General features: G+C 68.3%; 30 protein-coding genes and 1 tRNA gene. 18 read left to right on the top strand and 13 right to left on the bottom strand.

The annotated features are described in order from the left end of the window. Window positions 1-13 precede the first annotated feature (13 nt). The 5 genes from HHX41_RS31540 to HHX41_RS31525 all read right to left on the bottom strand — a co-directional run bounded on the left by HHX41_RS31540 (window position 14) and on the right by HHX41_RS31525 (window position 3769). A complete protein-coding gene (locus HHX41_RS31540) occupies window positions 14-949 on the bottom strand; it encodes a 3-keto-5-aminohexanoate cleavage protein (protein WP_182908846.1) in 936 nt (311 codons plus the stop codon). After that, on the bottom strand, window positions 946-1872 hold the full coding sequence (locus tag HHX41_RS31535; protein ID WP_182908845.1) for a DUF6282 family protein: 927 nt from the start codon (window positions 1870-1872) through the stop codon (window positions 946-948). Before HHX41_RS31535 ends, HHX41_RS31540 begins: the two co-directional genes overlap by 4 nt. 868 nt (window positions 1873-2740) lie before the next feature. Beyond that, complete coding sequence (locus tag HHX41_RS42425) at window positions 2741-2929, bottom strand: tyrosine-type recombinase/integrase (RefSeq protein WP_396795470.1); 189 nt, start codon at window positions 2927-2929, stop codon at window positions 2741-2743. Window positions 2930-2952: 23 nt separating this feature from the next. Then, window positions 2953-3372: a hypothetical protein gene (locus HHX41_RS42420; RefSeq protein WP_259401460.1), complete on the bottom strand. Its 420-nt coding sequence runs from the start codon at window positions 3370-3372 to the stop codon at window positions 2953-2955. Window positions 3373-3574: 202 nt separating this feature from the next. Next, window positions 3575-3769, bottom strand: a complete 195-nt coding sequence (locus HHX41_RS31525) for a hypothetical protein (RefSeq protein WP_182908843.1) — start codon at window positions 3767-3769, stop codon at window positions 3575-3577. A gap of 308 nt (window positions 3770-4077) precedes the next feature. On the opposite strand from HHX41_RS31525, the gene HHX41_RS31520 reads away from it, so the two are divergent. Further along, entirely contained in the window at window positions 4078-4659 is a 582-nt protein-coding gene (locus tag HHX41_RS31520) for a DUF6461 domain-containing protein (RefSeq protein ID WP_182908842.1), read from the top strand. A 664-nt stretch (window positions 4660-5323) separates the two neighbouring features. Here HHX41_RS31520 and HHX41_RS31515 read toward each other — a convergent pair. Then, window positions 5324-5692, bottom strand: a complete 369-nt coding sequence (locus HHX41_RS31515; RefSeq protein ID WP_182908841.1) for an SCO4225 family membrane protein — start codon at window positions 5690-5692, stop codon at window positions 5324-5326. 181 nt (window positions 5693-5873) lie between these two features. On the opposite strand from HHX41_RS31515, the gene HHX41_RS31510 reads away from it, so the two are divergent. Next, window positions 5874-6866: a site-specific integrase gene (locus tag HHX41_RS31510; protein WP_182908840.1), complete on the top strand. Its 993-nt coding sequence runs from the start codon at window positions 5874-5876 to the stop codon at window positions 6864-6866. A gap of 454 nt (window positions 6867-7320) precedes the next feature. Here the strand turns inward: HHX41_RS31510 and HHX41_RS39895 are convergent, their stop codons facing one another. Further along, on the bottom strand, window positions 7321-7872 hold the full coding sequence (locus HHX41_RS39895; protein ID WP_220504592.1) for a hypothetical protein: 552 nt from the start codon (window positions 7870-7872) through the stop codon (window positions 7321-7323). Window positions 7873-8054: 182 nt separating this feature from the next. Then, window positions 8055-8125, bottom strand: a tRNA-Gly gene (locus tag HHX41_RS31500). A gap of 119 nt (window positions 8126-8244) precedes the next feature. Between HHX41_RS31500 and dcd the strand changes: the two genes are divergently transcribed. The 3 genes from dcd to HHX41_RS31485 all read left to right on the top strand — a co-directional run bounded on the left by dcd (window position 8245) and on the right by HHX41_RS31485 (window position 10593). After that, a complete protein-coding gene (gene dcd / locus HHX41_RS31495; RefSeq protein WP_169987388.1) occupies window positions 8245-8820 on the top strand; it encodes a dCTP deaminase in 576 nt (191 codons plus the stop codon). A gap of 156 nt (window positions 8821-8976) precedes the next feature. Then, the gene (locus HHX41_RS31490; protein WP_169987386.1) at window positions 8977-9594 is read left to right on the top strand and encodes a DUF47 family protein; all 618 of its coding nucleotides are present in this window, start codon (window positions 8977-8979) and stop codon (window positions 9592-9594) included. Next, on the top strand, window positions 9595-10593 hold the full coding sequence (locus HHX41_RS31485; RefSeq protein WP_182908839.1) for an inorganic phosphate transporter: 999 nt from the start codon (window positions 9595-9597) through the stop codon (window positions 10591-10593). A gap of 55 nt (window positions 10594-10648) precedes the next feature. Here the strand turns inward: HHX41_RS31485 and mshD are convergent, their stop codons facing one another. Continuing rightward, a complete protein-coding gene (gene mshD / locus HHX41_RS31480; RefSeq protein WP_182908838.1) occupies window positions 10649-11539 on the bottom strand; it encodes a mycothiol synthase in 891 nt (296 codons plus the stop codon). A gap of 130 nt (window positions 11540-11669) precedes the next feature. On the opposite strand from mshD, the gene HHX41_RS31475 reads away from it, so the two are divergent. Beyond that, complete coding sequence (locus HHX41_RS31475; RefSeq protein WP_182908837.1) at window positions 11670-13457, top strand: bifunctional UDP-sugar hydrolase/5'-nucleotidase; 1788 nt, start codon at window positions 11670-11672, stop codon at window positions 13455-13457. A 40-nt stretch (window positions 13458-13497) separates the two neighbouring features. Here the strand turns inward: HHX41_RS31475 and HHX41_RS31470 are convergent, their stop codons facing one another. Beyond that, the gene (locus HHX41_RS31470; RefSeq protein WP_182908836.1) at window positions 13498-14211 is read right to left on the bottom strand and encodes a response regulator transcription factor; all 714 of its coding nucleotides are present in this window, start codon (window positions 14209-14211) and stop codon (window positions 13498-13500) included. Between the two features lie 247 nt (window positions 14212-14458). Between HHX41_RS31470 and HHX41_RS31465 the strand changes: the two genes are divergently transcribed. The 11 genes from HHX41_RS31465 (at window position 14459) to HHX41_RS31420 (ending at window position 21407) form a co-directional block, all read left to right on the top strand. Next, window positions 14459-14707: a MoaD/ThiS family protein gene (locus HHX41_RS31465; protein WP_182908881.1), complete on the top strand. Its 249-nt coding sequence runs from the start codon at window positions 14459-14461 to the stop codon at window positions 14705-14707. A gap of 201 nt (window positions 14708-14908) precedes the next feature. Next, complete coding sequence (locus HHX41_RS31460) at window positions 14909-15589, top strand: DUF2993 domain-containing protein (RefSeq protein WP_182908835.1); 681 nt, start codon at window positions 14909-14911, stop codon at window positions 15587-15589. A gap of 61 nt (window positions 15590-15650) precedes the next feature. Then, window positions 15651-16163, top strand: a complete 513-nt coding sequence (locus tag HHX41_RS31455; RefSeq protein ID WP_256862628.1) for a sigma-70 family RNA polymerase sigma factor — start codon at window positions 15651-15653, stop codon at window positions 16161-16163. Further along, entirely contained in the window at window positions 16160-17065 is a 906-nt protein-coding gene (locus HHX41_RS39890) for an anti-sigma factor (RefSeq protein ID WP_220504591.1), read from the top strand. Before HHX41_RS31455 ends, HHX41_RS39890 begins: the two co-directional genes overlap by 4 nt. Before the next feature lie 138 nt (window positions 17066-17203). After that, window positions 17204-17569, top strand: a complete 366-nt coding sequence (locus tag HHX41_RS31445) for a thioredoxin family protein (protein ID WP_259401456.1) — start codon at window positions 17204-17206, stop codon at window positions 17567-17569. Window positions 17570-17595: 26 nt separating this feature from the next. Beyond that, on the top strand, window positions 17596-17685 hold the full coding sequence (locus tag HHX41_RS42070; protein WP_310742276.1) for a putative leader peptide: 90 nt from the start codon (window positions 17596-17598) through the stop codon (window positions 17683-17685). A gap of 57 nt (window positions 17686-17742) precedes the next feature. Then, entirely contained in the window at window positions 17743-18153 is a 411-nt protein-coding gene (locus tag HHX41_RS31440) for a DUF4395 domain-containing protein (protein ID WP_182908833.1), read from the top strand. Further along, the gene (locus HHX41_RS31435) at window positions 18150-18989 is read left to right on the top strand and encodes a sulfurtransferase (RefSeq protein ID WP_182908832.1); all 840 of its coding nucleotides are present in this window, start codon (window positions 18150-18152) and stop codon (window positions 18987-18989) included. Before HHX41_RS31440 ends, HHX41_RS31435 begins: the two co-directional genes overlap by 4 nt. Further along, a complete protein-coding gene (locus HHX41_RS31430; protein ID WP_169987368.1) occupies window positions 18989-19288 on the top strand; it encodes a DUF1416 domain-containing protein in 300 nt (99 codons plus the stop codon). Before HHX41_RS31435 ends, HHX41_RS31430 begins: the two co-directional genes overlap by 1 nt. A gap of 291 nt (window positions 19289-19579) precedes the next feature. Then, window positions 19580-19795, top strand: a complete 216-nt coding sequence (locus tag HHX41_RS31425) for a hypothetical protein (RefSeq protein ID WP_182908831.1) — start codon at window positions 19580-19582, stop codon at window positions 19793-19795. A gap of 307 nt (window positions 19796-20102) precedes the next feature. After that, window positions 20103-21407 carry a hypothetical protein gene (locus HHX41_RS31420; protein ID WP_182908830.1) on the top strand — a complete coding sequence of 435 codons (1305 nt, stop codon included), beginning with the start codon at window positions 20103-20105 and terminating at the stop codon, window positions 21405-21407. Here HHX41_RS31420 and HHX41_RS31415 read toward each other — a convergent pair. The 3 genes from HHX41_RS31415 to HHX41_RS31405 are packed head-to-tail and all read right to left on the bottom strand — an operon-like array spanning window position 21361 to window position 23605. Further along, window positions 21361-22272 carry a hypothetical protein gene (locus tag HHX41_RS31415; RefSeq protein WP_182908829.1) on the bottom strand — a complete coding sequence of 304 codons (912 nt, stop codon included), beginning with the start codon at window positions 22270-22272 and terminating at the stop codon, window positions 21361-21363. The two genes, HHX41_RS31420 and HHX41_RS31415, sit on opposite strands and share 47 nt — an antisense overlap. Continuing rightward, window positions 22269-22946 (bottom strand): DUF4352 domain-containing protein, encoded by a 678-nt coding sequence (locus HHX41_RS31410; protein ID WP_182908828.1) that lies wholly within the window; start codon window positions 22944-22946, stop codon window positions 22269-22271. Before HHX41_RS31410 ends, HHX41_RS31415 begins: the two co-directional genes overlap by 4 nt. Next, window positions 22946-23605 carry a hypothetical protein gene (locus tag HHX41_RS31405; RefSeq protein ID WP_182908827.1) on the bottom strand — a complete coding sequence of 220 codons (660 nt, stop codon included), beginning with the start codon at window positions 23603-23605 and terminating at the stop codon, window positions 22946-22948. Before HHX41_RS31405 ends, HHX41_RS31410 begins: the two co-directional genes overlap by 1 nt. A 144-nt stretch (window positions 23606-23749) precedes the next feature. Here HHX41_RS31405 and HHX41_RS31400 point away from each other — a divergent pair, with 144 nt between their 5' ends. Continuing rightward, entirely contained in the window at window positions 23750-25678 is a 1929-nt protein-coding gene (locus tag HHX41_RS31400) for a hypothetical protein (RefSeq protein ID WP_182908826.1), read from the top strand. Window positions 25679-25894 lie beyond the last annotated feature (216 nt).

Here is a 25894-nt window from a genome sequence, read left to right as displayed (position 1 = left end):
CCTCTCGTAGCCGTTACAGCGTGATGTTCTTCGCGCCCTTGAGTGCCAGCATCCGGCGGGCGTCGGCGGGCGTCGCGATCTGTTTGCCCAGGTCGGTGAGCACATCCCGGACCTTCCGCACCTGCTGCGCGTTGCTCGTCGCCTTCTCGCCCTTGCCGATGTAGAGGTTGTCCTCCAGGCCGACGCGTACGTGACCGCCCAGCCAGGCGCTGTGCGTGCAGAACTGCATCTGGCTGCGCCCGGCGGCGAAGGCGGAGAAGTGGTAGTCGCCGCCGAAGAGCTTGTCGGCGATGGCGACCATGTGCGTGAGGTTGGCGTGGTCGGCCCCGATGCCGCCGAGGATCCCGAAGACCCCCTGGATGAGGAACGGCGGCTTGGCGAGCCCCCGCTCGGCGAAGTGGGCGAGCGTGTAGAGGTGCCCGATGTCGTAGCACTCGTACTCGAACCTGGTGCCGCCCCGTTCGCCCAGCTCCCGCAGCGCGTACTCGATCTGCGCGAAGGAGTTGATGAACGGGTGCCCGTAGGTGTTCTCCACGTAGGGCTTCTCCCACTCGTACTTCCAGTGGGTGATCCGGTCCGCGATGCCGGAGAAGACGAAGTTCATCGACCCCATGTTGAGCGAGGCGAGCTCGGGGCTGAACCGGGTCGCCGCCGCGAGCCGCTCCTCGATCGTCATCGACGACGCCCCGCCGGTCGAGATGTTGATCACCGCGTCGCTGCCTTCGACGATCGGCGGGATGATCTTCTCGAAGACGCTCGGCTCGAACGCCGGCCGGCCGTCCTCGGCATGCCGCGCGTGCAGGTGGATGATCGCCGCTCCCGCCGCCGCCGCGGCGAGGGACTCCTTGACGATCTGCTCCGGCGTGATCGGCAGGTGGTCGCTCTGCGACGGCACGTGAACCGATCCCGTCACCGCCGTACTGATGATCACACGGTCGGTGTCGATCACGCCGGTTCCTCCTCCAGCCCCAGCAGGAACGCGGGATTGGCCGCGATCATCCGGCGGACGTCCTTCTCCGGCACGCCGTGGTCGAGCAGCGCCCCCACGAGGTAGATGTAGCCGTCGACGGGCAGCGGGTTGCCCTTCTGCCCCAGGTCGGAGGAGATGACGGTCCGCTCGGGGCCGACCCGGTCGATCCAGTTCACGAGCTGCTCGATGGGCCAGCCGATGGCGGTCACCTCGGGGTGGTACATGGCGATCTCGTGCTCGATGTAGGCGCCGTAGCGCATCAGCTCCTCGATGTCGTCCTCGGACGCGCCGATGATGAAGTCGGGGTGCTGGACGAGCAGGCGCCGCACGCCCTTGCTCTGGGCGACCTTGAACAGGGCCTTCATCGAGTCGACGTCCAGATGCCCGCCGGTGAGCAGCGTGTCGGTCTCGGCGACGATGTCGACGACCGCGGCGGTGTCCGCCGACACGTTCCCGGACTCGTCGAAGATCGACACCTCCGATTCGAGCAGGTCGATGGCGGCGGCGGGGAACTCGCCGCCGTGGTGGTGGTGATCGATGTGCTGACGGGCGCACGTCGTCGGCGCCCAGACGCACCGCCCGCCCATCCGCAGGCTCATCGCTACGGCCGACCGGTTCATGCCGCCGACCTCGCTGTTGAGCGCGACCCCTCCATACACCGGCGTGGGCGCGTCCGCGAGCCAGGTGCTCATGGCGAGCAGGTCCATGACCGTGTTGTGGTGGTGCGACTTGACGAGGATCGCGCGCATCCCGATGCGCGCCCCGTCGTAGGAGGCCTCGACGTGGTTCAGCCGTCGCGGGAAGGGGCTGGGCCCCGAGTGGCAGTGCAGGTCCACGGCACCGTTCAGGACCTTCAGTACGGCGGGCGAGACGGGCTTGGGGTCCTCGGCTGCAAGCAACATGATCTCCATAAGTGCGGAGTACGAACTGGCTGTTCATATTACGGAACACAACTGTCCATGTCTACGTTGTGTGAGACGCCGATCGACCAGCGCCCACCGCACCGGCGGCCCGCACATCGTCGCTGGTCAGCCCGCCTTGCCGAGCGCCGCGCAGTCGCCGTTATCTGCGCAAGGACTGACAGCCCGCACGCCGAACAGGCTCCTGGCGCGCCTTGCGGCCCGCACCAGGACTCACTTTTCACGATCCGGACCGATGCACTGCATCGCGAACTTACGACGGATCGGCTGGGCATGACAGGCCTCCCGCGAGCGGAGGGATACTGTCGTAGGCGACGCGGCCTGGGGAACCCGCTGCGAGGGGCTCGGCGATGTTGAGTGCCAGCGTTCAGGCCAGAAAAGGCGAGCAGGATGCGGGCCGGCCTCAGCTCCGCGGGCTGGACGCCGCGGAGTTGCATGTGACGTATGCCGACCAGGAGGCCGATGACCGACAGGTCGACGCTTGGCCCTACGAGGGGAGCCAGCCACGGTGCCCAGTCGCAGGCCGAGAGCCCAGCAGTTGCTTGCCGAAGGAGAAGGTGAAGGTGAGCCTGGCAATGGCCACCATGGTCGTGGTGACGGTACGGCGGGCGAAGCCCGCGGTTGTTACCGGCTGCCCTTCTGGCAGCGGATCCTGTTCCGGCCCAGGGCCAGCCGTGTCCGCTTCACCTTCATAAGCGGAGGGCTCGCGCGCGGGGCGCTCTCCACGCTGGGGAGCACCTGCTTTCTCGTCGTTCGTCGGTTTTCTGGGTAGCGCGCTCGCCGCCGCACCGTCGGCTATGGCCGACCCCTTCGTATCGTCTGAGATGAATGTCACCAGGTCTCCGGGCTGTCAGGCGACGGCCCGCAGGGAACCCGTGAGTGCACGGTCGATGGCGTCGATGAGGTCCTGGTCGACGTAGGGGAGCAGGTGGCCGTACCGGTCGATGGTGGTGGTGATCGACTTGTGGCCCATGCGTCGCTGGATCGCGGCGAGCGGGATGCCTTCGGAGATCAACCAGGCGACGTGCGTGTGTCGCAGGTCGTGGATCCGGGGGCGCGTGGTCAGGCCGCGGCTACACGCGTCGTCGATCGCGGGAATCCAGCGGCGGTCATAGAAGGAGGAGTGACGCCACCACGAACCCGTGGGGGAGTTGAAGACGAGCGCAGGCCGGTGCCGACGAAGACGGTGAGCATGTCCCGCACGTCCGGCTTGGCGCACGCGCGGATCAGGGCGAACTCCTGCTCGGTGAGGAAGACCATCTCGTCGCCGCCCTCGCCGTCATCCAGACGGGGCAGGCGGGTGCGCGCTGCTGGGTTGGAGGTACGCAGCGGGGGATCGGCCTCGACGGCGTCTTGGAGGATGGCGAACAGGATCCCGTGCAGGTTCTGGATGGTCTTTGGCGCCAGCGGGCGGCGCAGCCACTGCTTGGCATTGACGGGGTCGGCGACGCCGTGCTGGAGGGTGTTGACCCAGGTTCGCACGAGGGTGCGATCGATCGCGTTCCTCGCGGATGTCCAGGTCGCCGAAGGTCGGCAGGATGTGGTTGCGCAGATCGCGCTCGTAGTCGTGGCGGGTCCGCTCCTCGATGCCCGACAAGCTGGCTACGAAGGTCATCGCGTAGTCGCGGAACGGGATCGGCTCGACCTCGGGCTCGGCGGCTGCCGGCTCCGGAACTGCGGGGGGTCAGCCGTACCCGCGGATCCATCCCTCGGGCCAGAGGTGGCCCGCGGCTTCCACCGCGAGTTTGAAGGTGACGGCCTGTGCCTTCTGTTCGAAGGTCTCCGACTGCCAGGCGCCGTCACTGATCCCGCCGAGCCTCCAGCGGGCTCGGCAGCTGATCTTCTTTCCCTTGCCGGGACGCTTCTCGATACTCGCCACCAGGCAAGTGTCAGCAGGCCGTCAGTGATCCCAAAGGGAATCGCCGGAAGACGGATGTGCCCAAGATGTGCCCAGGCGATCACAGCGATCAGAATGGGATCAAGGGATACCCAGGTCAAGGGCTATGTGATAGTGGAGCGGGTGACGGGAATCGAACCCGCGCTGTCAGCTTGGGAATCGTATGGATCACGCCTCGTAGGACGGCTGACCTGCGCTTCGGGTCGGTCGTGGGTGACCGTGGTTGACCCCTCGTTCCCGAGGTTAATGGCACGCTAATGGCACGACGATCAACAGATGAGGTGTTGCGGATGGCGTTTACCTACGCCGACGTTGCCTGGCTGGCCGAAGACGACGAGCTGGGCGATCTGTGGTGCCTGACCTTCGTGCGTGGAGTCAGCGAGGTGGAGGCGCTTCGCCGACTGGGTGCCGACCAGGAGAGCTTCCGGCCACTCACCTATGACGAGTTGATAGACGATGGCCTCTTTCCCGAGACGGTGCTCGCGGGGCGAGTGGGCGACTGGACGGTGCTCATCGAGGAGAACGGGTGGACGTGCACGGAAGCGGACAAGGCGCAGGCCCTCTCGGCCGGGACCGTGGCCGTGGCGGTGCTGCGGCACGACTACGCATCCGATGACTTCGTCTACGCGGTGGACGGGGAGTTGGTCACGCATTTCAACCCCAAGATTCCCAGATGGCGGCACGGGAGTGATCCCGATCGGCTCAACGACCTGATGAGGCAGGTGGGCCTTGATCCCGACGACGTACCCGGAACCGGTGCTGAGGCACCGTCGTCCGCGTCCGGAGCGCTTCTCCTCGCAGCCCGGTTGACCGGCGTGGTGCTGACCCCGGAGATTGTTAAAGGGCCGCTCATGAGTGGCGTCGTTGGCTGATCCGTCCACGATGCCACGTCCGACGGCCAGCCTGGAAAGGCCGGCACCACATTCCGCTGCCCGGAATGTGCCCGCGCTGCAGCACGGCTCGAACTCAAACCTGCGGATTAAAAGCTCGGCCGATCATGGTTCCGGACAGTTCAATGCAGGTCAGCGCACGTGCGTGGTCTGATCTGAACGGCTCTGGATCACTTGGAACTGCAACCTGAAATGCAACTGAGCGCCCAAGGTAATTCCGAGCGCATTGCGGATCTTGATGTGAGGGCTTCGCGATCATTGGTCCGATCGGCGGGACTTCCGAACGTGCGCCCACACGATCTTCCCGTGCTCCAGCCAAAGAACAGCTCCGGCGATCAAGAGCGCGAAACTGGACACGTAACCCCACAAGCTGCCGCTCGTAATCAGGTCGTACGCTCCAAGAATGATCAGGAACGGGCCTCCTATGAAGGTCCACCAGCCCGTCCAGAAGTCGCCGGGCTGGCTACCCGGTAACCGATTCGGTCCGCCGACAGGGAAAGTCACGTCACCACGGTAACGAGGCGAGGGGCGACAAATTATGCGCAACCTGCGCACGCCTCCACCCTCCCGATCGTCCCGCCCGCCGTCGTCCTCCCCTGACGGGCGGGACGACGGCGGGCGGGACGATCGGGCTCACCTCAGCCAGCTACGGCCCCTCGCGCGACGAGTCGCGATCACCCCGGAGCTGGAGACCCCCGCCGGAGGCCTTGTTCTTTCTGCGTCCGCGCGCGATCAGCCAGAGGAGCCATGCCTGAAGCAACCCGGCGACGGTGAATATCAGCAGGGAGACCAACGGGTCGGGGAGCGGCAGGAACATGAGGAGTTCCGAGGTCGGAGAGGTGACCGCGAAGAGAACGAGTGCTTCCAGACCTTGGCTGCCCGGTTGACGTGTGGCGATCTCTACGTAGACGGTCGCGGCGATGACGATCAGCACGTACGGGCCGACGATCAACGCGGCGAAGGTTCCGCGCTCGTATCGGGAAACGTAGCGGGTCAGTGCTCGCAGGGGTCGCATAGTCATCACCTTCTACGAGCGCCGGTGACTGCTCATGAGTCCAGATACTCGGGTGGCGCTGAGTGCGGTACCTGGTTCGGCGGCGCTGCGCTCCCGGTGCGGTGAGCCGGTAGGTACGGCGTGACGAGAGTGCGGCGGGCGGGCGACGGGCCGCAGTGCGGCGGCGCGGAGCGCCGTCGCCTTGACGGCCATAATTCGGCAGTGGCGGGCCGACCTGCTCGGCAACGGCGTCTCGGTGTCGGTCGCGGCCAAGGCGTACCGACTGCTGCGGGCCGTGCTGATGACGGCGGCCGAAGAGGACCACATCATCCCGCGCAACCCATGCCGGATCCGCGGGGCCGGCGACGAGCATGCGCAAGAGCGTCCGGTTCTCACTGTCGCTCAGGTCTTCGACCTGGCGGACCGGGTCGGCCGTCGTCCTGTCGGCAACGTCCGCAAGCTCAAGAACGGGGCGTACCGGCTCCGCTTCCAGCGGCACGGCGAGATGCGCACCCACCCCGAGGTGTTCCGGACTCGCGCGGACGCCGAACGCGCGCTCTGGGCGATGGGCATGGATGGGCGGGCCGATTGCGTCCAGGACAGACGCTTCCGCGCCCTGGTCCTGCTCGCCACCTTCGCGAGCCTGCGATGGGGTGAGGTGAGCGCCCTTCGTCGCAGTGACCTCGACCTGGACGCCGGGACCGTGCGTGTTCGGGCGGCCTTCATCGAGCGCTCCACCGGGGAGCTGGCTCTCGGGCCGCCCAAGTCCAAGGCGGGTCGGCGAGTGGTCGGCATCCCGCAGGGCATCGTTCCGGCCCTGCGGGAGCACCTGGCGACCTACGTCCAGGACGATCCGGGCGCGCTCCTCTTCCCCGGTGCGAAAGGCGGTCCCCTGCGGCGTAGCGGCTTCAACACCCGTACGCGCTGGGTGGACGTGGTCAAGGAAATGGGTCTCCCCGGCCTCCACTTCCATGATCTCCGTCACACCGGCAACATGCTCGCCGCCGAGTCCGGCGCGGGCCTCAAGGACCTCATGGCCCGGATGGGTCACGACAACGTCCGCGCCGCGATGATCTACCAGCACGCCGTAGGGGGCGCGGACAAGACGATCACGGACGCCATCGACCGGCAGATCACTCGACGCGATGACGACGAGGGCGACGGCCCGGCCGGGCTGCTGGCTCCGGTGAGCTGACCAAGGGCTAATGGCACGCTAATGGCACGCGAAGATCAAAGCGCCTCGAAAACAATCAAGGCCCGGGTCTGGATTTCTGTCCTGACCTGGGCCTTCGTACGTGGAGCGGGTGACGGGAATCGAACCCGCGCTGTCAGCTTGGGAAGTCTTTCAAGATCAAGCCATCTGAGCTGGGAAAACGCTGACCTGGACCTATGGCGGTGGAGTCACCGTGAGTCCCCGCTGCTTCCCGCTGATCGCCAACCGAACGGGCACGCAACGGGCACGACTGGACCATGCGCAGTCGGCGCGGCCTCACGAAGCTATGAGTCGGCTGCCACGGGTGACGTGATCTCGATGACGCGTGCCGTTTCGGCAGTTGGCCGCACCTCATGCATTGTGATCAAGCCGACTGGTGGCGATAAGGCCTCCTTTGTTGACCACCTCGACTGCGCGAGTGATCACGCGGTCCTGGTCAGCAGTACACCCGCCACTCCTCGTCAGGGATGGCGCCCTCTGTCACGTCGCAGACACAGTCGGCCCACTCGCGGGCAACGAAGACCGGACGGGTGAGGAGGAAATCTCCGGCGCGTTGCGCGCGCAGCACGAGCCCGAGCTGGTCAGCTCCAAAATCTCCGTACTGAGAGGAGCGGACCGCCTCCCCTAGCCCTTGCGACAGCAGGTAATCAACGAACTGATCCGCCAGCTCGGACGGCACACGTCCAACCAGTCGAAGGCCGTCCATCGTGACTTGGGGACCGTGATGCGCATCGATCGCGATGCAGGACAGGCGTCCGGACTCTGCGTAGTACGTCGTAAGGGCCTGTCCGTGAGAGGTGGGCAGATGGAACCATCGATAGCGCACTCCCCATCTATCGGTGCCTCCTCCAGAAGAGACACCCGGATGCAGCGCAGCTGCCACTTCCTCGTAGCTCATTCCGAACCGCAGTGGTCCAACGCTCGCCAGCGGTGTGAAGTCCCACTGCAGTCGTTCGGTGTCGTTCAGAACGACGCCTGCTGGTTTCATGGACCCGCTCCCAATGCTTCTGTCAACTCAGCGCGCAGCCGCAACCTACCGCGCGGTGTTGGCAGCGATCTTCTGGAAGGTGAGGTTGAGCGTGCAGGGGTCACCGCTGGTATGCGTAGAGCCCCGAAAACAATCAAGGCCCGGGTCTGGATCTCTGTCCTGACCTGGGCCTTCGCACCGAGAGCGGGTGACGGGAATCGAACCCGCGCTGTCAGCTTGGGAAGCTGATGTTCTGCCATTGAACTACACCCGCGTGACGGGCTGTGGAGCCCGTCGCTGCCCCTACTGTAGCGGATCCGGGGCGTGCTCCTGCAGCCCCGACGCGAAGATCCGCGACACCCGCCGCTGAAATGGCCTACTAGCCTTGCATCCGTGCTGCTTTCCGATCGTGACCTTCGTGCCGAGATCGAGTCGGGCAGGGTGAAGCTCGACCCGTACGACCCGGCGATGATTCAGCCGTCCAGCGTCGACGTGCGACTGGACCGCTACTTCCGGGTGTTCGAGAACCATCGTTACCCGCACATCGACCCCGCGATCGAGCAGCCCGATCTCACCCGGCAGGTGGAACCGGACGGCGACGAGCCGTTCATCCTGCATCCGGGCGAGTTCGTGCTCGCCAGCACGTACGAGGTGATCAGCCTGCCCGAAGACATCGCCTCGCGGCTGGAGGGCAAGTCGAGCCTGGGCCGGCTGGGCCTGCTGACGCACTCGACGGCCGGCTTCATCGACCCCGGCTTCGAGGGACATGTCACACTCGAACTGTCCAACGTCGCCACGCTGCCGATCAAGCTGTGGCCCGGGATGAAGATCGGGCAGCTGTGCATGTTCCGGCTCAGCTCGCCCGCCGAGTTCCCGTACGGCTCGGACCGGTACGGTTCGCGCTACCAGGGGCAGCGGGGGCCGACCCCGAGCAGATCGTTCCTGAACTTCCACCGCACCAAGATCTGAAGCGTCTGAGGCAACAAGTGTGTCACGGGAGCCGTTCTGGGCAGCGGGAAGGGGAAGAGTAGGTTACAAGCGGGCTTGTACGGCCTGAACTTCGCATTTCCACTGGTAACCCGTACCCTTCTCTGCGGACCGTCCCCGCACATCTGGAGAAACGACGTGCGCCTGCGTCTCACGCCCCGTGAGGACAGCTACTACGACTTGTTCGCCGACTCGGCGAACAACCTCGTCACCGCATCGCGTCTGCTGGTCGAGATCATCAGCGACGGTTCGGACCGGGAGGCTCTGGCCGAGAAGATGCGCGCCTGCGAACACGCGGGCGACGAGCGCACTCACGCGATCATGAACCGGCTCAACGAAAGCTTCATCACGCCCTTCGACCGTGAGGACATCTACCGCCTCGCGTCGAATCTCGACGACGTGATGGACTACATGGAGGCCGCGGCCGACCTGATCGTCCTCTATCAGATCGACCACCTGCCCAAAGAGGTCGTACGTCAGGTGGAGGTCCTCGAACGGGCCGCCGAGCTGACCGCGGACGCGATGCCGCGCCTGCGCGGGATGCAGCACCTCAACGAGTACTGGATCGAGATCAACCGGCTCGAGAACCAGGCCGACCAGGTCTACCGCAGGCTGCTGGCGAAGCTGTTCAGCGGTGAATACGACGCGCTGACCGTGATGAAGATGCGCGAGGTCATCGAGCAGCTCGAGCTCGCGGCCGACGCCTTCGAGCACGTCGCGAACACGATCGAGTCGATCGCGGTCAAGGAAAGCTAAGTGGAGCTCGCGCTTGTCATCGGCGTGGTCGTCATCGCGCTGGTGTTCGACTACACGAACGGTTTCCACGACGCCGCCAACGCCATCGCCACCTCCGTCTCGACCCGCGCTCTCACGCCGCGGCTGGCGCTGCTCATGGCCGCGGTCATGAACTTCATCGGCGCGCATCTGGGCACGTCGGTCGCCTCGACCGTGGGCAAAGGGATCATCGCTCCCCCGGACGGCAGGCACGGCCTGATCATCGTCGGCGCCGCGCTGATCGGGGCCATCGTCTGGAACCTCATCACCTGGTACTTCGGCCTGCCCTCGTCCTCCAGTCACGCTCTCATCGGCGGCCTGATCGGCTCGGCCCTGGCCGCGACCGAGGCCGTGAAATGGGGCGGGGTGGTCGAGAAGGTCGTCATCCCGATGGTGCTGTCCCCGGTCGTGGGCTTCTTCCTGGGCGCGCTCATCATGATCGCGATCTTGTGGATCTTTCGCAAGGCCAATCCTCATAAGGCGGGCAAAGGGTTCCGGTACGCCCAGACGGTGTCCGCGGCCGGGATGGCCCTCGGCCACGGCCTGCAGGACGCGCAGAAGACGATGGGTGTGATCTTCCTCGCTCTGGTCGTCGGAGGGTACGTCCCCCAGGACTCGGACATCCCCGAGTGGGTCATCACGGCGTCGGCGCTGGCGATCTCCCTCGGCACCTACGCCGGCGGCTGGCGCATCATGCGCACGCTGGGCCGCAGGATCATCCACCTCGACCCGCCGCAGGGCTTCGCGGCCGAGGCGGCGGCGGCCGGCGTCCTCTACACGGCGGCGATCGGGTTCGGCGCGCCGATCTCGACCACGCACACGATCACCAGCGCCATCATGGGCGTCGGCGCCACCAAGCGGCTGTCGGCCGTGCGGTGGGGCATCGCCGGCAACATCGTGACCGCGTGGGTCCTGACGATCCCGGCGGCGGCCGTCGTCGCCGCGATCGGCTACTTCATCCTCAATTTCATCCTCGGATAGAGGACGCTCCTCCACAGACGGGCCGGCCCCCGGAAGGGGACCGGCCCGTCGGCGTTCACCGCCGGTACATCACGTCGGTCTTCCACCGGGTGAACCCGAGCGACTCGTACAGCCGGACCGCCGCGGTGTTCTCCTCGTCCACGTAGAGAATGACGTGACCGAGGCCGAGCGCCCGCAGGTGCGCGAGCCCGGCGAGGGTCAGCGCCCGGCCGAGGCCCGTGCCGCGCTCGCCGGGCGCGACCCCCACCACGTAGACCTCCCCGACCGGCTCGTCGCCGTCGTGCACCTTGGTCCAGTGGAAACCCGCCAGCGCGTCTCCCCGTACGGCGAGGAAGAAGCCGGCGGGGTCGAACCACGGCTCCCGCTCCCGCAGTTCGAGGTCGTCGAGGGTCCAGGAGCCCTGCTCGGGGTGGGTGGCGAAGGCCAGCGCGTTGAGCGAGAGCCACGCCTTCTCGTCGCGCCCGGGCTCGAACGCGCGCAGCCGTACGCCCTCCGGGAGGGCGGCGGCGGGCAGGGGCTCGGCCAGCGGGCGGCGCATCTGCCACAGCGACCGCACCCGGGCCAGGCCCGCGCTCGCGGCGAGACGGGCGGCGCCGGGCAGGTCGCCGTGCGCCCACAGGCGCAGCCGGCCCCCGCTCGCCTCCAGCGCGGCGCCGAGCAGCCGCCGGCCCAGGCCGCGCCGGCGGTAGGCGGGATGCACCACGAGTTCGCCGCTCGGCCCTTCCTCGGGGTCCGCCGGATCCAGGTGGGCGAAGCCCGCGACGTTCCCGTCCTCGTACAGCAGTACGGCTCTCGCGCCCGGCTCGGCGCCGTGGCGCACCTGAAGCATCACGTGCTCGTTGAGCGGACCGACACCATCGGCCTCGGCGGCCGCCTCCACCAGGGCGAGCACCGCCGCCACCTGCTCGTCATCGAGCCGTTCCGTGATCTCCACGCGTACGTCCATGTCTGGCACGATAGGTGAAGGTCAGGCGATTCTCGTACCGGGCTTCGGCAATAGACGCCATGCGTTCCCTCCCTGAATCGTTATCTCTGCGCAATTTCCCGCTCAGGTCCCCGCTCTACTGTCGAGGGTCATGACCCGAGCATCCCTGACGCGACTGGCCGTCGCCGGCGCCGCCGTGGTGGGCGTCGCGGCCCTCACGATGGGCACGGCCGCCGCATCTCCCGCTCCCCAAGCCGGCAAGCACGACAAGAAGCCCGGCCCTTCCGTCCCCGTACGGTTGCTGACCATCAACGACCTCCACGGCAACCTCGAGCCCCCGACCGGGTCCAGCTCCCGGATCCTCGACCCGAACGGCGCGAACACCGACACCGACGGCTCGCTGACCGGCATCGCCGGTGCCAAGTACTCGATCGCGGGCGGTGCCTCCTACCTGGCCGCCCACCTCAAGCAGCTGCGCGACGCCAACACCCTCCTGGTCGGCGCGGGCGACCTCATCGGCGCCTCGCCGCTGCTGTCCGCCGCCTACCACGACGAGCCGACCGTCGCCCTGCTCGACAAGCTCGGCCTGACCGCCTCCTCGGCCGGCAACCACGAGTTCGACGAGGGCATCGACGAGCTCAACCGCATCATGAACGGCGGCTGTCACCCGGTCGACGGCTGCTCTCCCGCCGGTGAGTGGAAGGGCACGAGCTTCGACTACCTCGGGGCGAACGTGCTCAAAGAGGGCAAGGGCGACTACGCCCTGCCGCCCTTCTACGTCAAGAAGATCAACGGAGTGAAGATCGGGTTCATCGGCCTGGTGACCCAGACCACCCCGAACATCGTCACCGCCGCCGGCATCAAGGGCCTGCAGTTCACCGAGGAGGTCGCGGCGGCCAACAAGGTGTCGAGGGAGCTCGCCAAGCACGGCGTCAAGGCGCAGGTCGTGTTGGTCCACGAGGGCGACAACATCACCCCGAACCAGGACCCCAGCTCATGCCCGGTCGTTCCCGGCAACGGCTCGCGGATCGCCACCGGGCTCGACCCACAGATCGACCTGGTCATCAGCGGCCACAGCCACCAGGCGTACGTCTGCAAGGTGAAGGACCCGGCCGGTCAGGACCGCGTCTACACCCAGGGCTCGTCGTTCGGCCGCGCGATCACCCAGATCGACTTCCGGGTGGACCGTAAGACGAAGGACATCGTCCGCTCCAGCGTCGTCGCCAAGAACAACGTGGTGACGCGCACCGTCACCCCGGACGCCGACACCGAGGCGTACATCAAGACCTGGCAGGAGCGGGTCTCGACCGTCGCCAACAAGCCGATCGGCCAGATCACGGCCAACATCGGGCGCGGCGGCAACGTGGGCGAGACCCCGCTCGGCGACCTCATCGCCGACGCGCAGCTGGAGGCGACGAAGGACGGCGGCAACGCGGAGATCGCGCTGATGAACCCGGGCGGGGTCCGCACCGACCTGACCTACGCGCAGAGCGGCTCCGAGGGCGACGGCGTCGTGACGTACGGCGAGGCCTTCCAGGTGCAGCCATTCAACAACCTCATGCAGGTCGTCACGCTCACCGGGACCCAGCTGAAGGCGCTGCTGGAGCAGCAGATCTGGACGGTCGACCCGGTGACCGGCGGCATCACGCAGCGAATTCTCCAGCCGTCCGCGTCGCTGACCTACACCTTCGACACGACGAAGCCGGTGGGCTCGCGGGTCTCCGACATCAAGATCAACGGCACCGCGGTGACCGACGCCCAGCAGATCCGGGTGGCCGCCAACAACTTCCTCGTCGGCGGCGGCGACGGCTTCTCCGTCTTCACCCAGGGCACGAACCTGTGGAGCGGCCCGCTGGACATCGACGCGTTCGTCGCCTACATGGGCGCGCACTCGCCGATCGCCCCGCCGGCAACCGGCCGTATCAACCTCGTCAGGTAACCAGGCGAAACGCGATGGCCCGCCCCATCGGGGCGGGCCATCAGCGGCGAGCCGGTTCGGCCTCGTTCTGCTGCTCGCCGCCGCGGTCGGGGACGAAGCGGTAGCCGACGTTGCGGACCGTTCCGATGAGCGCCTCGTACTCGGCGCCCAGCTTGGCCCGAAGGCGCCGTACGTGCACGTCCACGGTCCGGGTGCCGCCGAAGTAGTCGTAGCCCCAGACCTCCTGCAGCAGCTGGGCCCGGGTGAAGACCCGGCCCGGGTGCTGGGCGAGGTACTTCAGCAGCTCGAACTCCTTGAACGTGAGGTCCAGCGCGCGCCCGCGCAGCCGGGCCGTGTAGGTCGCCTCGTCGATCGTCAGGTCGCCGCTGCGGATCTCGTCGGGAACCTCCTCGGCGGCGGCCAGCGCCAGCCGCCCGACCGACATGCGCAGCCGGGCCTCGACCTCCGCCGGTCCCGCGGTGTCGAGGAGCACGTCGTCGACACCCCACTCCGCCGACATCGCCGCCAGGCCGCCCTCGGTCACGATCGCCATCAGCGGGGACGTGACGCCGGTCGTCCGCATCAGCCGGCACAGGCTCTTGGCCTGCACCAGCTCGCGGCGCGCGTCCACCAGGATGGCGTCGGCCGGGGGCGTGTCGATCAGCGCGGAGGCCTCGGCGGGCGCGACCCGCACCGAGTGAAGCAGCAGTCCGAGTGCCGGGAGCACCTCCGCCGACGGCTCCAGAGCGTTGGTCAGCAGGAGCAGATTGCTCACATGAGCCTCCTCGCACCATGTCGGCTCGGCGCCGTTTGCAGCACTGGAAACCGCGACAGCCGTACAAACACGTAAGGACCCGGGGGCCACATCGCCCGAGTCCATTAATTCGTAGGGTAGCCCACACGAAGTTTGCGTCCAATGAGCGTCACCCGTGTGAACAACACGTCACGTGGTTTACCGCCGTAACGTGACGGTGACGGAGAGCTTCCGGCGGGTGGCGGAGAATCGAGGGGAGCGGCGCGTCATGGCCAGGGGAACGATCCGCTACTGGGCGGCGGCGAAGGACGCCGCAGGCGTGCCGGAGCAGGCGTTCGATGCCGAGACACTGGGGGACCTGCTCGCGCAGGTCTCACGCGACCCGGCCGTCGAGCGCGTGCTGCGCCGGTGCTCCTTCCTCGTCGACGGCGCCCCGGCGGGTACGCGCGATCCGGCGGCGATCGACCTGCCCGAGGGTGCCGTGGTCGAGGTTTTACCCCCCTTCGCCGGGGGATGAGCAGCACGTGCCTCTCCCGTCAATCTTCGCCCCTCGCGTCGCCCAGAGCGGCACCTCGCCGCGTTGTCATCGTCGCCCGTAGCCTCCGCTACGGCCTCCCCCTCCGCCTTGCGATGCACCACTCTGGACACCGCTCGTTCCGGGCGAATCTTGCCGGTCAAGGCACTACTCTGATCACAAAGGCGCCTTCGGAGGAGTCGGATGCGCAAATTGGTCGTGGCCATGGCTCTGCTGGCCATCGTGCTCGTCGTGCTCGACCGGGTCGCCGTGGTCGGGGTGCAGCGTGAGATCGCCCGGCAGATCGAGGCGAAGTACGACCTGGCGCAGGCGCCGTCGGTGCAGGTGAAGGGCATACCGTTCCTCACCCAGGCCGTCTCGGGCCGCTACGAGGAGATCGCCATCGGCATCGGCAAGGTGGAGCGGGAGGGCATCCAGCTCGAGCGCATCGACGCCACGCTGTACGGCGTCACCGCCCCGCTCTCCGATCTGATCCAGAACGCCGCGACCACCGAGATCCGGGCCGAGCGCGTGACGGGGACCGTGGTCATCTCCCGGGAGACCCTGTCGGCCCGCGCCCCCCGCGGCATCAAGGTCGAGGGCGCCGGAGACGACGCGCTCCGCGTCTCGGGCAACGTGACCGTGCTCGGCAACCAGGTGCCGGTCACCGCCGACCTGAAGATCCAGGTGGTGCAGGGCGGGATACGGCTCACGCCCACCGACGTGAAGATCGCGGGTGGCATCCCCGTGCCGAACGCCGAGCGGCTCATCTCGTTCACGGTGCCGGTGAAGAACCTGCCGCTCAACCTCAGGATCACCCGCGTGACATCGACGAGCGAAGGGCTCGCGGTGCAGGGCACCGCGTCCGATGTCCCCCTCCGCTGAGGGCCCGCGTGACGATCGTCACACCGCTGAACCGTCAGGTCCCGGCGTACGTGATGAGGATGTGAGTCCAGCCGGAACCGCCGACGAGGAGCTCATACGCGCACTTTGGGAGGATCACGGAGGGCCGCTGTACGGCTACGTGCTGCGGTTGACCGGTGATCCGGGCAGGGCGGAGGACGTGGTGCAGGAGACGTTGCTTCGGGCCTGGCGGCATCCCTCCGGGCTCCAGGGGCGCCCGGTTCGCGCGTGGCTGTTCACCGTCGCCCGCAACCTCGTCGTCGACCAGCACCGGGCCCGCAAGTCCAGGCCGCAGGAGACGGGGGACGAGGCGCTCGCCGTGCTGCCCGCCGACGACGAGCTCGAACGGGCCGTCGAGTCGTGGGGGGTGGCCGAGGCGCTGGCCTCGCTCAGGGCCGAGCACCGCGAGGTGCTCCTCGAGACGTACTACCGGGGGAGATCGGTGAAGGAGGCGTCGGAGATCCTCGGCATCCCGCCGGGAACGGTGAAGTCGCGGACCTACTACGCCCTCCGGGCGCTGAAACTCGCCCTGGAGGAACGGGGGCTGGCGCCATGACCTGCGAGGAGGTGCGGATCTCGCTCGGCGTGTACGTGCTGGGGGCGCTCGACGCCGAGGAGACCGCCGAGGTCGAGGCCCACCTGGAGACCTGCCCGGCGTGCCGGGCGGAGCTGGCCGAGTTGTCCGGCCTGCCGCCGCTGCTGGCCCGCGTGTCGGCCGAGGACATCGAGCGCGCCGCCGCGCCGCCGCGCGCCGTGCTCGACGGTGTCGTCGCGGGTGTTTCCAAGGGTGTTCCCGGGGGCGTGGTCGCGGCGGCGCTCCCGCCGGTCCGCGGCAAGCGTCCGTTCCGCGTGCTGCTGGGGCTCGCCGCGTCCGTCGTCGTCGCGGCGGTGGGCGGCACGGCGTGGTTGTCCGCGGCGCAGGACGCGTCGGACGGCACGACGTCGGTCGCCGCGGCGCCGGCCACGCAGAGCGACGTGGACGGGGCCGCTGACTCGGCGGCCGCCGGCCAGGCGCCCGCGGCGGAGCAGGACGTGCCGCAGGAGCAGCGGCTTTTCGACCTGAAGGAGTCGGCCGCGTCGTCGCCGGGACCCGAGCGGTCGCCGGGCGCCGTGGCGAAGAAGGTGGAGGATCCGCCCGCGGAGGCCACCGTCACCGCGCCGGCCGAGGCGCGCGGGCGCAGCGGCGACGCGCGCATCGCCGTACGGCTCGTCCCGTACGACGGCGGGACGCAGGTCGTCGCCAGGGTCGCGGGAGTGCCCGCGGGCACGGTCTGCACTTTGCGCGTGGTCGCGAAGGACGGCACGGTCTCGGCCCTCGGCAGCCGGACCGTGGGAGCGGGCGAATACCGCGGGCAGAAGATGGTCCTCGAAGGCTCGACGGCGTTGCGGCCAGGCCAGATCGCCCGCATCGAGCTCGCCGACTCGGGCGGCCACGTCCTGGTGACCGCCACGCCGTGACCTTCCCGTGATCTGGTACGGGAATCAGCCTTACCGGGCGTACGGTTGCACACCGTGATGGCAGGTGTCTCGACCCTCGTGGCCACGCTCGTCCTGGGCGTGGTCATCGGACTGGTCCTAAGGCGGCGTGACGGGAGGATGCGGGCCGTGGAACACGCCCCGGTGACGAGCGCGGATCTCGGCGCCGACCTCGGCGAGCGCGCCACGCTGGTGCAGTTCTCGACCGCGTTCTGCCAGCCGTGCCGGGCGACCCGCCGGGTTCTGGGCGAGGTGGCCGCCATGGTGCCCGGCGTCCGGCACGTGGAGATCGACGCGGAGTCGCGCCTCGACCTGGTCAGGCGCTTCGATGTGCTGCGCACCCCCACCGTGCTCGTCCTCGACGAAGCGGGCAACGTCGTGAAGAAGGCGTCCGGTCAGCCGCGCAGGGCAGACGTGATCGCCGCCCTCGGCGCGGCCGTGGACGGCGCGTCTCATGGGCCGTCTCATCCATCGGACAAGGTGTGACAGATGCCGAGACGGAAGGTACTGTCATGACCATGACTCCCACGACAGAGCTGCTCACGAAGCGGCGCGCGGTGGACTTCTGCCGCGTCGCGACCTCGCTCTGTCGCATGGCCTGAGGGTGATTCCTGCGGCTTCGTGCCGCGTTCCAAGAATCCTTCAGGAGCATCCCCACGATGCAGATCGACCCTCGTGGCCCGCGTTTCGGCGCGGCCGTGACCAGCCTGGTCCTCGCGGCCGTACTGGTCACGCAGAATCCCTGGCTCCTCGCCGCGCAGGCGGTCGTCTTCGCGCTCGGCGCCGCTGACGCGTCGCCGTACGGGCTGGTCTTCCGCCGGTTCGTACGGCCGAGGCTGGGGCCGCCGGCCGAGACGGAGGACGCGGCGCCGCCGCGGTTCGCGCAGGCCGTCGGACTGGGGTTCGCGATGGTGGGACTGATCGGATTCGCGGCGGGGATCACCGCACTGGCCTTGGGTGCGACAGCAGCGGCACTGCTGGCCGCCTTCCTCAACGCAGCGTTCGGCTTCTGCCTGGGCTGCGAAACGTACCTGCTCATACGCCGTCTACAACCTGGGAGAATCCAATGAGCCGCTCCGCCGTTCTGGTGGACGCCGACTGGGTCGAGGCCAACCTCGACACGCCGGGTGTCGTGCTCGTCGAGGTCGACGAGGACACCAGCGCCTACGACAAGGGTCACATCCGCGGTGCCGTGAAGATCGACTGGAGGACGGACCTGCAGGACCCGGTCCGCCGCGACTTCGTCGACAAGGCGGGCTTCGAGGCCCTGCTGTCGGCCAAGGGCATCGCCAACGACGACACCGTCGTCCTGTACGGCGGTAACAACAACTGGTTCGCGTCCTACGCCTACTGGTACTTCAAGGTCTACGGCCACGGCGACGTCAAGCTGCTCGACGGCGGCCGGAAGAAGTGGGAGCTGGAGTCCCGCGAGCTGGTCGAGGACGTCGTGGAGCGGCCGGCCACCCAGTACGTGGCCTCGGAGCCGAACAACGACATCCGCGCCTTCCGCGACGACGTCGTCGCCGCGATCGGCAAGCAGAACCTGGTCGACGTGCGCTCGCCCGACGAGTTCACCGGCAAGCTGCTCGCCCCGGCCCACCTGCCGCAGGAGCAGGCGCAGCGCGGTGGCCACGTGCCCACCGCCCGCAACATCCCGTGGTCGAAGGCGGCCAACGACGACGGCACCTTCCGCTCCGACGACGAGCTCCGCGAGCTCTACTCCGGCGCCGGCGTGGACCTCGCCAAGGACACCATCGCCTACTGCCGCATCGGCGAGCGCTCCGCGCACACCTGGTTCGTGCTGCACGAGCTGCTCGACCAGCCCAACGTCAAGAACTACGACGGTTCGTGGACCGAGTACGGCTCGCTCGTGGGCGTGCCGATCGAGCTGGGGGAGGCCCGCTGATGACAACCCAGGGTTGCGCTGCTCCTGAGCAGACCGTCGCGCTGCCGGCCGGCATCGACCTGGCCAACCAGGCCGTGATCCAGGGCGTCGTGTCCGGCGCCGGCACGGCGTACGCCCGCCTGCTGGACCACAGCGGCGAGTTCACCGGCGAGGTCGTCGTCTCCGACGAGGGCATCTTCCGCTTCTTCGCCGCTCCCGGTCAGTGGACCGTCCGCATCATCGCCGGCGGCGGTGTCACCAAGGACGTCCCCGTCGAGGCCAAGCTCGGCGAGGTCGTCCAGCTCTCGGTCGCCGTCTGATCCACCGCTTCACAGAAGGCCGGTGCGTTCCCGCGAACGCACCGGCCTTCGCTCTATTGGTGGAAACGTGCGCGTCTATATTTTCTATAGACGCACGCAATTTCATGGTTGCGCTCATTTCTCCCATAAGGCAGCATTAGGGTTATGTTCTCACTGAGAAGGGGGAAGTGAGTGAGTATGTTGAGAAAGGGGGTGCTGGCGATATTAGGGGCAACCCTAATCGCGGTTCCGGTTGTCGAGACCGCCACTGCCGCCAGTGCCGCTACGGCTGCTACGACTGCCGAAATCCAGTTGAATCACCAGTTCTGGCAATGGGTCTGCAGTTCACGGCTGACGGCGAGCGATCTCCAGGACATCCGCTACTCGCTGAGGTCATGGGGCGGCCAGGCCAGCATCATCGCCGGCTGGCCGGATCGGGAACTGCGAGCCGCTCTCAACCGGGGATGCGACGCGTACCTCAGGTACGGGCGCGTCGACAGGGCCAACAACGCCCTGTGGGGCGGCTGAGGTAGCCCTCGCACCGCCGGCGTCGCAGATAAACAACACCGTCCGGATATGCGGATACAAGTGTTCGCGGAGAATTCCCGATCCTTGATTTCTGCGTCGAAATGAATCGGACCCGAATATGAACCATCGTGGAGCGCCTGGCCGCCCGGGCGGGGTCTCCCCTGTCGAAAAGCGGTCAAGTCACCGTCGGCGGTTCGTGCCGGGTCCGATTCGCGGTAACCGGCATCGTCTGATGTCGTCCTGTAATGGCCGTTCCTGCTGATGGGGCAAGTCGCAGTGTCGAGGGCTTGCCGATACCATGCGGCAGGTGTCCGGAACGTCCGCACTGCCCGCCCCCCGCAGGTTCGCCTGGATGCTGTCGCCGTACGCGCTGCCGTTGAACGCCCTGCGGATCCTCGCGAAGTGCGCCCTCCCGCTGATCCTCTGCTTCTCGGCCGGACGGCTGGTGCGCTGGGCGCTGCTCCTGATGGCCGCGACCATCTCGCACGGCTCGTGGTACCAGGCCCGCCTTGTGGTGGTGATGTTCCTCTTCACACTGGTCGTGATGACGTCGCTCGCGACGACCGTGGGCATGCTGTACGTCATTCGCGAGGCGCTGCTGGAGACCCAGGCCAGACGCGCGGCCGGTGAGGCCAAGGAGAGCCTGCCGAACGCCCTCAACCGGACCGCGCTCGTCTTCGCAGGCATCTACACGACCTGGGGATTCGTCGCTGACGACGCCCGGGATTTCGCCGGCATCGACATCATGCGGCAGCCGGACCGGTTCGTGCTGGACGCCGGCAGCGGCGACGACAGCGGGGTCGCGCGCGGGCTGCTCAACCTCGACCCGAAGGTCTCCCTGGTGGCGATGGCGGCCGCCTACCTGGTGAAGTGGTACTTCGGCCGCCGCCACGAGGCGAAGGAGGGCCGCTTCTCCGGCGTGCTCGCCACGTTCGGGGAGCTCGCGTTCGCGTTCTACGGGCTCAACGCGATCGCCGCCGCCGTGGGGGCACGCTCCGACTGGATCGGCCAGCGGTCCGTCGTCGCCGCCTGGCACGACTTCGCGGCCAAGGCCGAGGAGGGCGTGCCGGGGTGGAAACAGGTCTCGGAGTGGCTGAGTGACGTCTGGCCGCACGTGATCGACGCCCTCGCCATCCCGCTCGCGTGGCTGACCGTCGGCATCCTCGTCTACGGCGCCTACGCGGAGGACACCCGGACCACGATCAGGGGAACCCGCCTGGAACAGGCGGCGGTCCACCTGGGGCGCACCCACAACTGGACGCGCCTCGCGCTCGCCAAGCTGAGCGCCGGCTGGACCGCCCGCTGGATCCCGCTGCTCAACTCCCTGCGCCTGACAGTGCGTGGGGGCGCCCCGCTGTTCGGGCTGTTCGCCCTCTGTTATGTCGGATTGCACATCGGCGGCGACTATCTCATCAGGGCGGGCCGCTACCTCACCGCGAGCGAGGAGCCCTACCTGTGGTTCGCGACCGGTGAACCGGTCGTCTATGTGGCGGACCTGATCGTGACCCTCGTCACGATGTGCCTGATCGCCGCCACCTTCGATCTCGCCGCGACCCGCCGCAGGCTCACCGGCGGAACCGGAGAACGTGATCGTCCCGTTCCGTCGGGGTGAAGACGTCCTTCATGAAATCCTCGGCCGACTGCTCGGGCACGTCCCGGTAGCCGCTCGGACGGAGGGTGACCTCGACCTCGTCGGCCACGGAGGGCGGAACCACCCCCATCATCTCCAACCGATACGGCGTGCCGATCTTGTTCTCCTTCACATCGGGGGGCGTCTCGTCGTTCACCTTCTCGACCTGCCAGGTGCGCCCGGCTCTGTCGGTGAACTTGACCTCCGCCGGAGCCCCGTGACGAATGGCGCCCTCGGCGTCGAGCGCGGTCCTGGTCGCCACGACCTTGAGCCACTGGCGGTCGGACCGCTCCGGCTTGCCGGTGGGGTCCTTGATCTTCTCCACGGTGACCCGCCACGACACGTGCTGCCATACTCCCGCGTGGCCGGGCTGCACGACATGGACGGTGTCGTCGGGGCGGCCGTACTTGTAGGCCTGGTAGCCGAACAGCGTGGGGGCGCCGACCGCGAGCACGATGGACAGCACGGTTCCGCCCACCAGCAGGCCCGTACGCCGGGCGGGCGCCGGGGGCGCCGCAGCGGCCGGCTCCGCGGGCGACTCGGCGGGCGGGGGAGTGGGCGCGAGCGCCGCGGGAGGCGGCTGCCGGTTCGTCCGCAGCGCCGGGAAGGGCTGCGTGGACCTGTCCTCCCCTTCGGGCTCCAGAGGCGGCCATACGCGCAGGTCCGTCGGCGGTTTCAGCGTGCCGGGGATGGGCACCGACGGCGGCGCCGTCGGCCTGGGCCGGGGAATCGGCCCGTTGTAGGTGATGTCCGTGAAGTCGGGCGGTTGCTCGGCCGGTGGGGCGAACCAGTCGCGGGCGTCGGGGCCGTTCCTCGGCGGCGTTCCGTCCATGGGCGTCTCGGTCATCGGCTCACGCTCACGAGTGAGTGGTAGTCCTCCGCCTGCGAGATCAGCCGGTCGGCGGCCGCGCCGGACAGGCCCAGGTCGATCTGTGCCTCGGGCGCGTAGACGTCGGGAACCAACGGGGTGTTCGGAGGGATGAAGACGAGGCCGGCGCCCGGCACCGCGTCCTTCGGCACCTCGAAGACGAGTAGCCCGCTGGACCAGAACCCCGGCTGGATGTACTTGTTGAACAGTGTCAGCGCGGCGTTGACCTTGTCCGTCGGCTGATAGCGCCGGCCGTCGGCCGTCAGGAGCAAGGGAGGGCTGAGCTCGCTCAGCCGCATGGGCTCGCGCGTGCTCGTCGCCGAGACGTCGACCAGGAGGAACAGGTTGCCCGTGGCCACCTTGGTCACCTTGTTGGAGTAGTCCGTGGTGTCCACGGCATGGGCGGCCGTGACCGACAGGACCTTGACGGTGAAACGCTTGGTCTCCACCGTCTCGCCGATCCGGCCCTTGTAGGTCAGGTAGGAGGTGCGCTGCTCGAAGGACATCGAGAGGTTCTGCTGTGCGTAGACCGCTGCCGCCGCGAGCACGATCCCGGCGACTGCGGCGGCCGCACGCCGCATAAGCCCACGCCGGGGTGGCTTGCGGGCCGCGGCACGACGGGTGGTGCGGCGCTCCGCATGACTGACCGCCATCAGGCGCTCTCCTTCCGCACGGGAAGGGTGATCCGGGCGGTCACCTCGGGCTCGAACGGCCCCTCGCCGTCCTTGCGCTCACCCTTGAGCAGCCAGTAATGCGTCTGGTCGCGCAGGCCGATCTTGTCGTACTCGAACGAGCCCACGTCGAGGCTGATCTCGGGGGGCACGGTCGCGGTGGGCTCGAGGTCGTACTTCACCACGACCGTGGTGGTGATGCCGGGATGCAGTTGGTGGCTCTCGACGCCGAGGCTGAGCACGGAGACCTGAGGGCCGTACTTGGTCTTGATCTCCGGGCGGGTCCGCAGCAGGGAGCTGGCAAAGGTCGTGCTTTGGGAGAAGCCCTTTCCCGGCTCCGGCATGACGCCGACCGATGTGGTCTCCTTGCCCATGTTGGCGACCTTGAGGACGAGCTCCAGATAGCGCTTCGTGGTGCCGAAGTCGCCCTTCTCGGTGGTGTCGATCGCCTTGATGAACTGGGTGTGGAACTGCCCCTGGTCGATGGTGTCCCCGGGCGAGACCGTGGCCGGGGGCTTCTCCGGGGCCTCTGCGAAGCCGCCGAACGCGGCGGTGACGCCGATGCCCACCACGGCCAGCGCGGAGGCGACCGGGACGAGGACCGGGCGTCGTCGGCGGGCGCCATTGGGGGATGACGTCATGGCAGTCGATCGTAGTACGACCACACTTGCCCCATTGGTCGCATTGGTTCGGTCCCCGGGCGGAAATACGTCCGAATGGCGAGAAGCCCGCCCTGACAGGGCTTCCAGCTCCTACGCTGTGACGGAGGCGGACATGGAGGGCCCGTGGGCGACCCGCACCCCGAGCATGCCCAGTTGCAGGCGGACCGGATCTACCTGGGCTGGCAGTACGCACTGCTGTACCCGGATCCCGGGCCGCCGCCGAAGCGACCGGCCAGGGAGGACGTCACCGAGCCTCCGGTGGACACCGAATGGGTCCACCGGGAGCGGCTGCAGAAGGACCTGCTCAACCGCCCGGTCAAGATCTTCCGTACGTTCATGGCCGTGGTGGCCGCGGGGATCCTGATCCTCGGCGTGACCGGGCTGCTCACCTGGTCGTTCGTGATGCTCGGCCTGGTCGCCGCGGGCGGCGTGGCCGCCATCTGCACCTACGCCATCCGGCAGGGCGACCGTACGGTCAACGAGCGGCTCGACGAGCGCCGCCGTAAGGCGCTGCGGGAGCAGGAGCGCCGTCAGCGGGAGATCGTCACCGCGCAGGAGGAACACGCCGCGAAATACCGCGACTGGGCCGAGAAGAAGAGCCGCTTCGACCAGCAGATCAACTGGTACGCCGTGGCGGTGCCCGACGAGATCGACCGCGTCGACGTGGCCGGGGGCACGCTGACCGGCTGGTCGGCGCTGGTGACGCTGATCGGCGCGACGCGCCTCTACAGCGGCGGGCACCTGACCGTGCTCGACCTGTCGGAGGGCGCGATCGCCAAGGACCTCATCGAGCTGGCGCGCCGGGGCGGGGACGACCCGCTCGTCTGGGTGCTCCCGGTGGACCTGCCCCGGCTCGACCTGGGCTCGACGCTCAAGCCGGAGGCGTTCGCCGACGTGCTCGCCCACGTGGTGAGCGTCAGCGAGGAGACCAGCAGGGACATCGGCTTCGACAACGCGATCCTGGAGCGCGTGCTGGAGGTCCTGGGCGAGAACGCCACGATCAGCCAGGTCACCGCCGCCCTGCGGGCCCTCGCGCAGGTGGGCGACCCGCGCGACGACATGAAGTGCGGCCTGCTCACGGCGACGCAGCTCGAACGCATCGGCACGCTGTTCGGCCGGGGCGTGGCCGACCGGGTGGTCATCGAGCGGGCCTGGGCGCTGGAATCCCAGCTGCGCAAGCTGGAGACGCTGGGCTCGGAGGCCGTACGGCTGCCGCCCGCGCGGCTGCGGGTCGTCAGCATGGACCGGCAGGCGGGGGTCTTCGGCAACCGGGTGCTCGGGACGTACGTCGCGACCGCGCTCACGCACATCCTGCGCCAGTCGCCGGCCAGCGAGCGGCCCTGGTATCACACGATCATCGTGGCGGGCGCGGACAAGCTGCGCGGCGATGTGCTCGACCGGCTCATGGACGCTTGTGAGACCTCGCGCACCGGGCTCGTGCTGACCTACCGCAGCCTCACCCCGACCGTACGGGAGCGGCTCGGCCGGGGGCACGCGGCGGTCGCGTTCATGCGCCTGGGCAATGCCGAGGACGCCCGTGTGGCGAGCGAGCACGTCGGCACCGAGCACCGCCTGGAGCTCGCCCAGCTCACCGAGACGTTCAGCTCCACGGTCAACGGCCCGAGCGGCTTCTACACCTCCACCGTCGGCGAGAGCCGTACGGAGGGGGAGGAGAAGGGCGAGGGCGACCTGCGGGAGGACATCACCGAGTCGACCGAGTGGGGGCGGCGCGCGCCCACGGTCGCGGACGGGGTCCTGCAGCGGTCGCGGGAGTTCCTGGTCGAGCCGCACCAGCTGCAGCAGCTTCCCACGACCTCCGTGATCGTCACCTACTCGACGGCCGAAGGACGCCAGGTGCGCCTCGCGGACGCGAACCCGGCGATACTCACCTTTCCCAAGACGACGCTGGGGGAGTTCGAGGAGATCCGGCGGGCGGCCCTGGCGCCTGCGGAGCCCGAGCCCGAGCCGGAGCCGGAGGAGCCCTCGCTGCCCGACGTTCCCCCCAACCTGGGCCCTCCACCGCCCCGCCTCGACTGGCGCAAGCGGCCATGAGCAGGCCCGCGTCCGCTGCCCGACGTGCCCCCGCTGCGCTTCCCCACGGTGGGCCCTCCGCCGCCCCGCCTCGACTGGCGCAAGCGGCCATGACCGCTCCCCAAACGTCGCATGCGGCCATGACACCGTCCGTTGCCGGTAAGGGCATCGTCAACACGGCTGTGCGCACGTGATCCTTGATGGAGTCTCTCCCCTGTTCGTCGTCAATCGAGGGGT

It is taken from the genome of Microbispora sp. H13382 (genome assembly GCF_014161445.1).
Taxonomy (GTDB): domain Bacteria; phylum Actinomycetota; class Actinomycetes; order Streptosporangiales; family Streptosporangiaceae; genus Microbispora.
The sequence above is the reverse complement of the archived record's forward strand: the minus strand, read 5'-3'. Positions and strand labels throughout refer to the sequence as shown.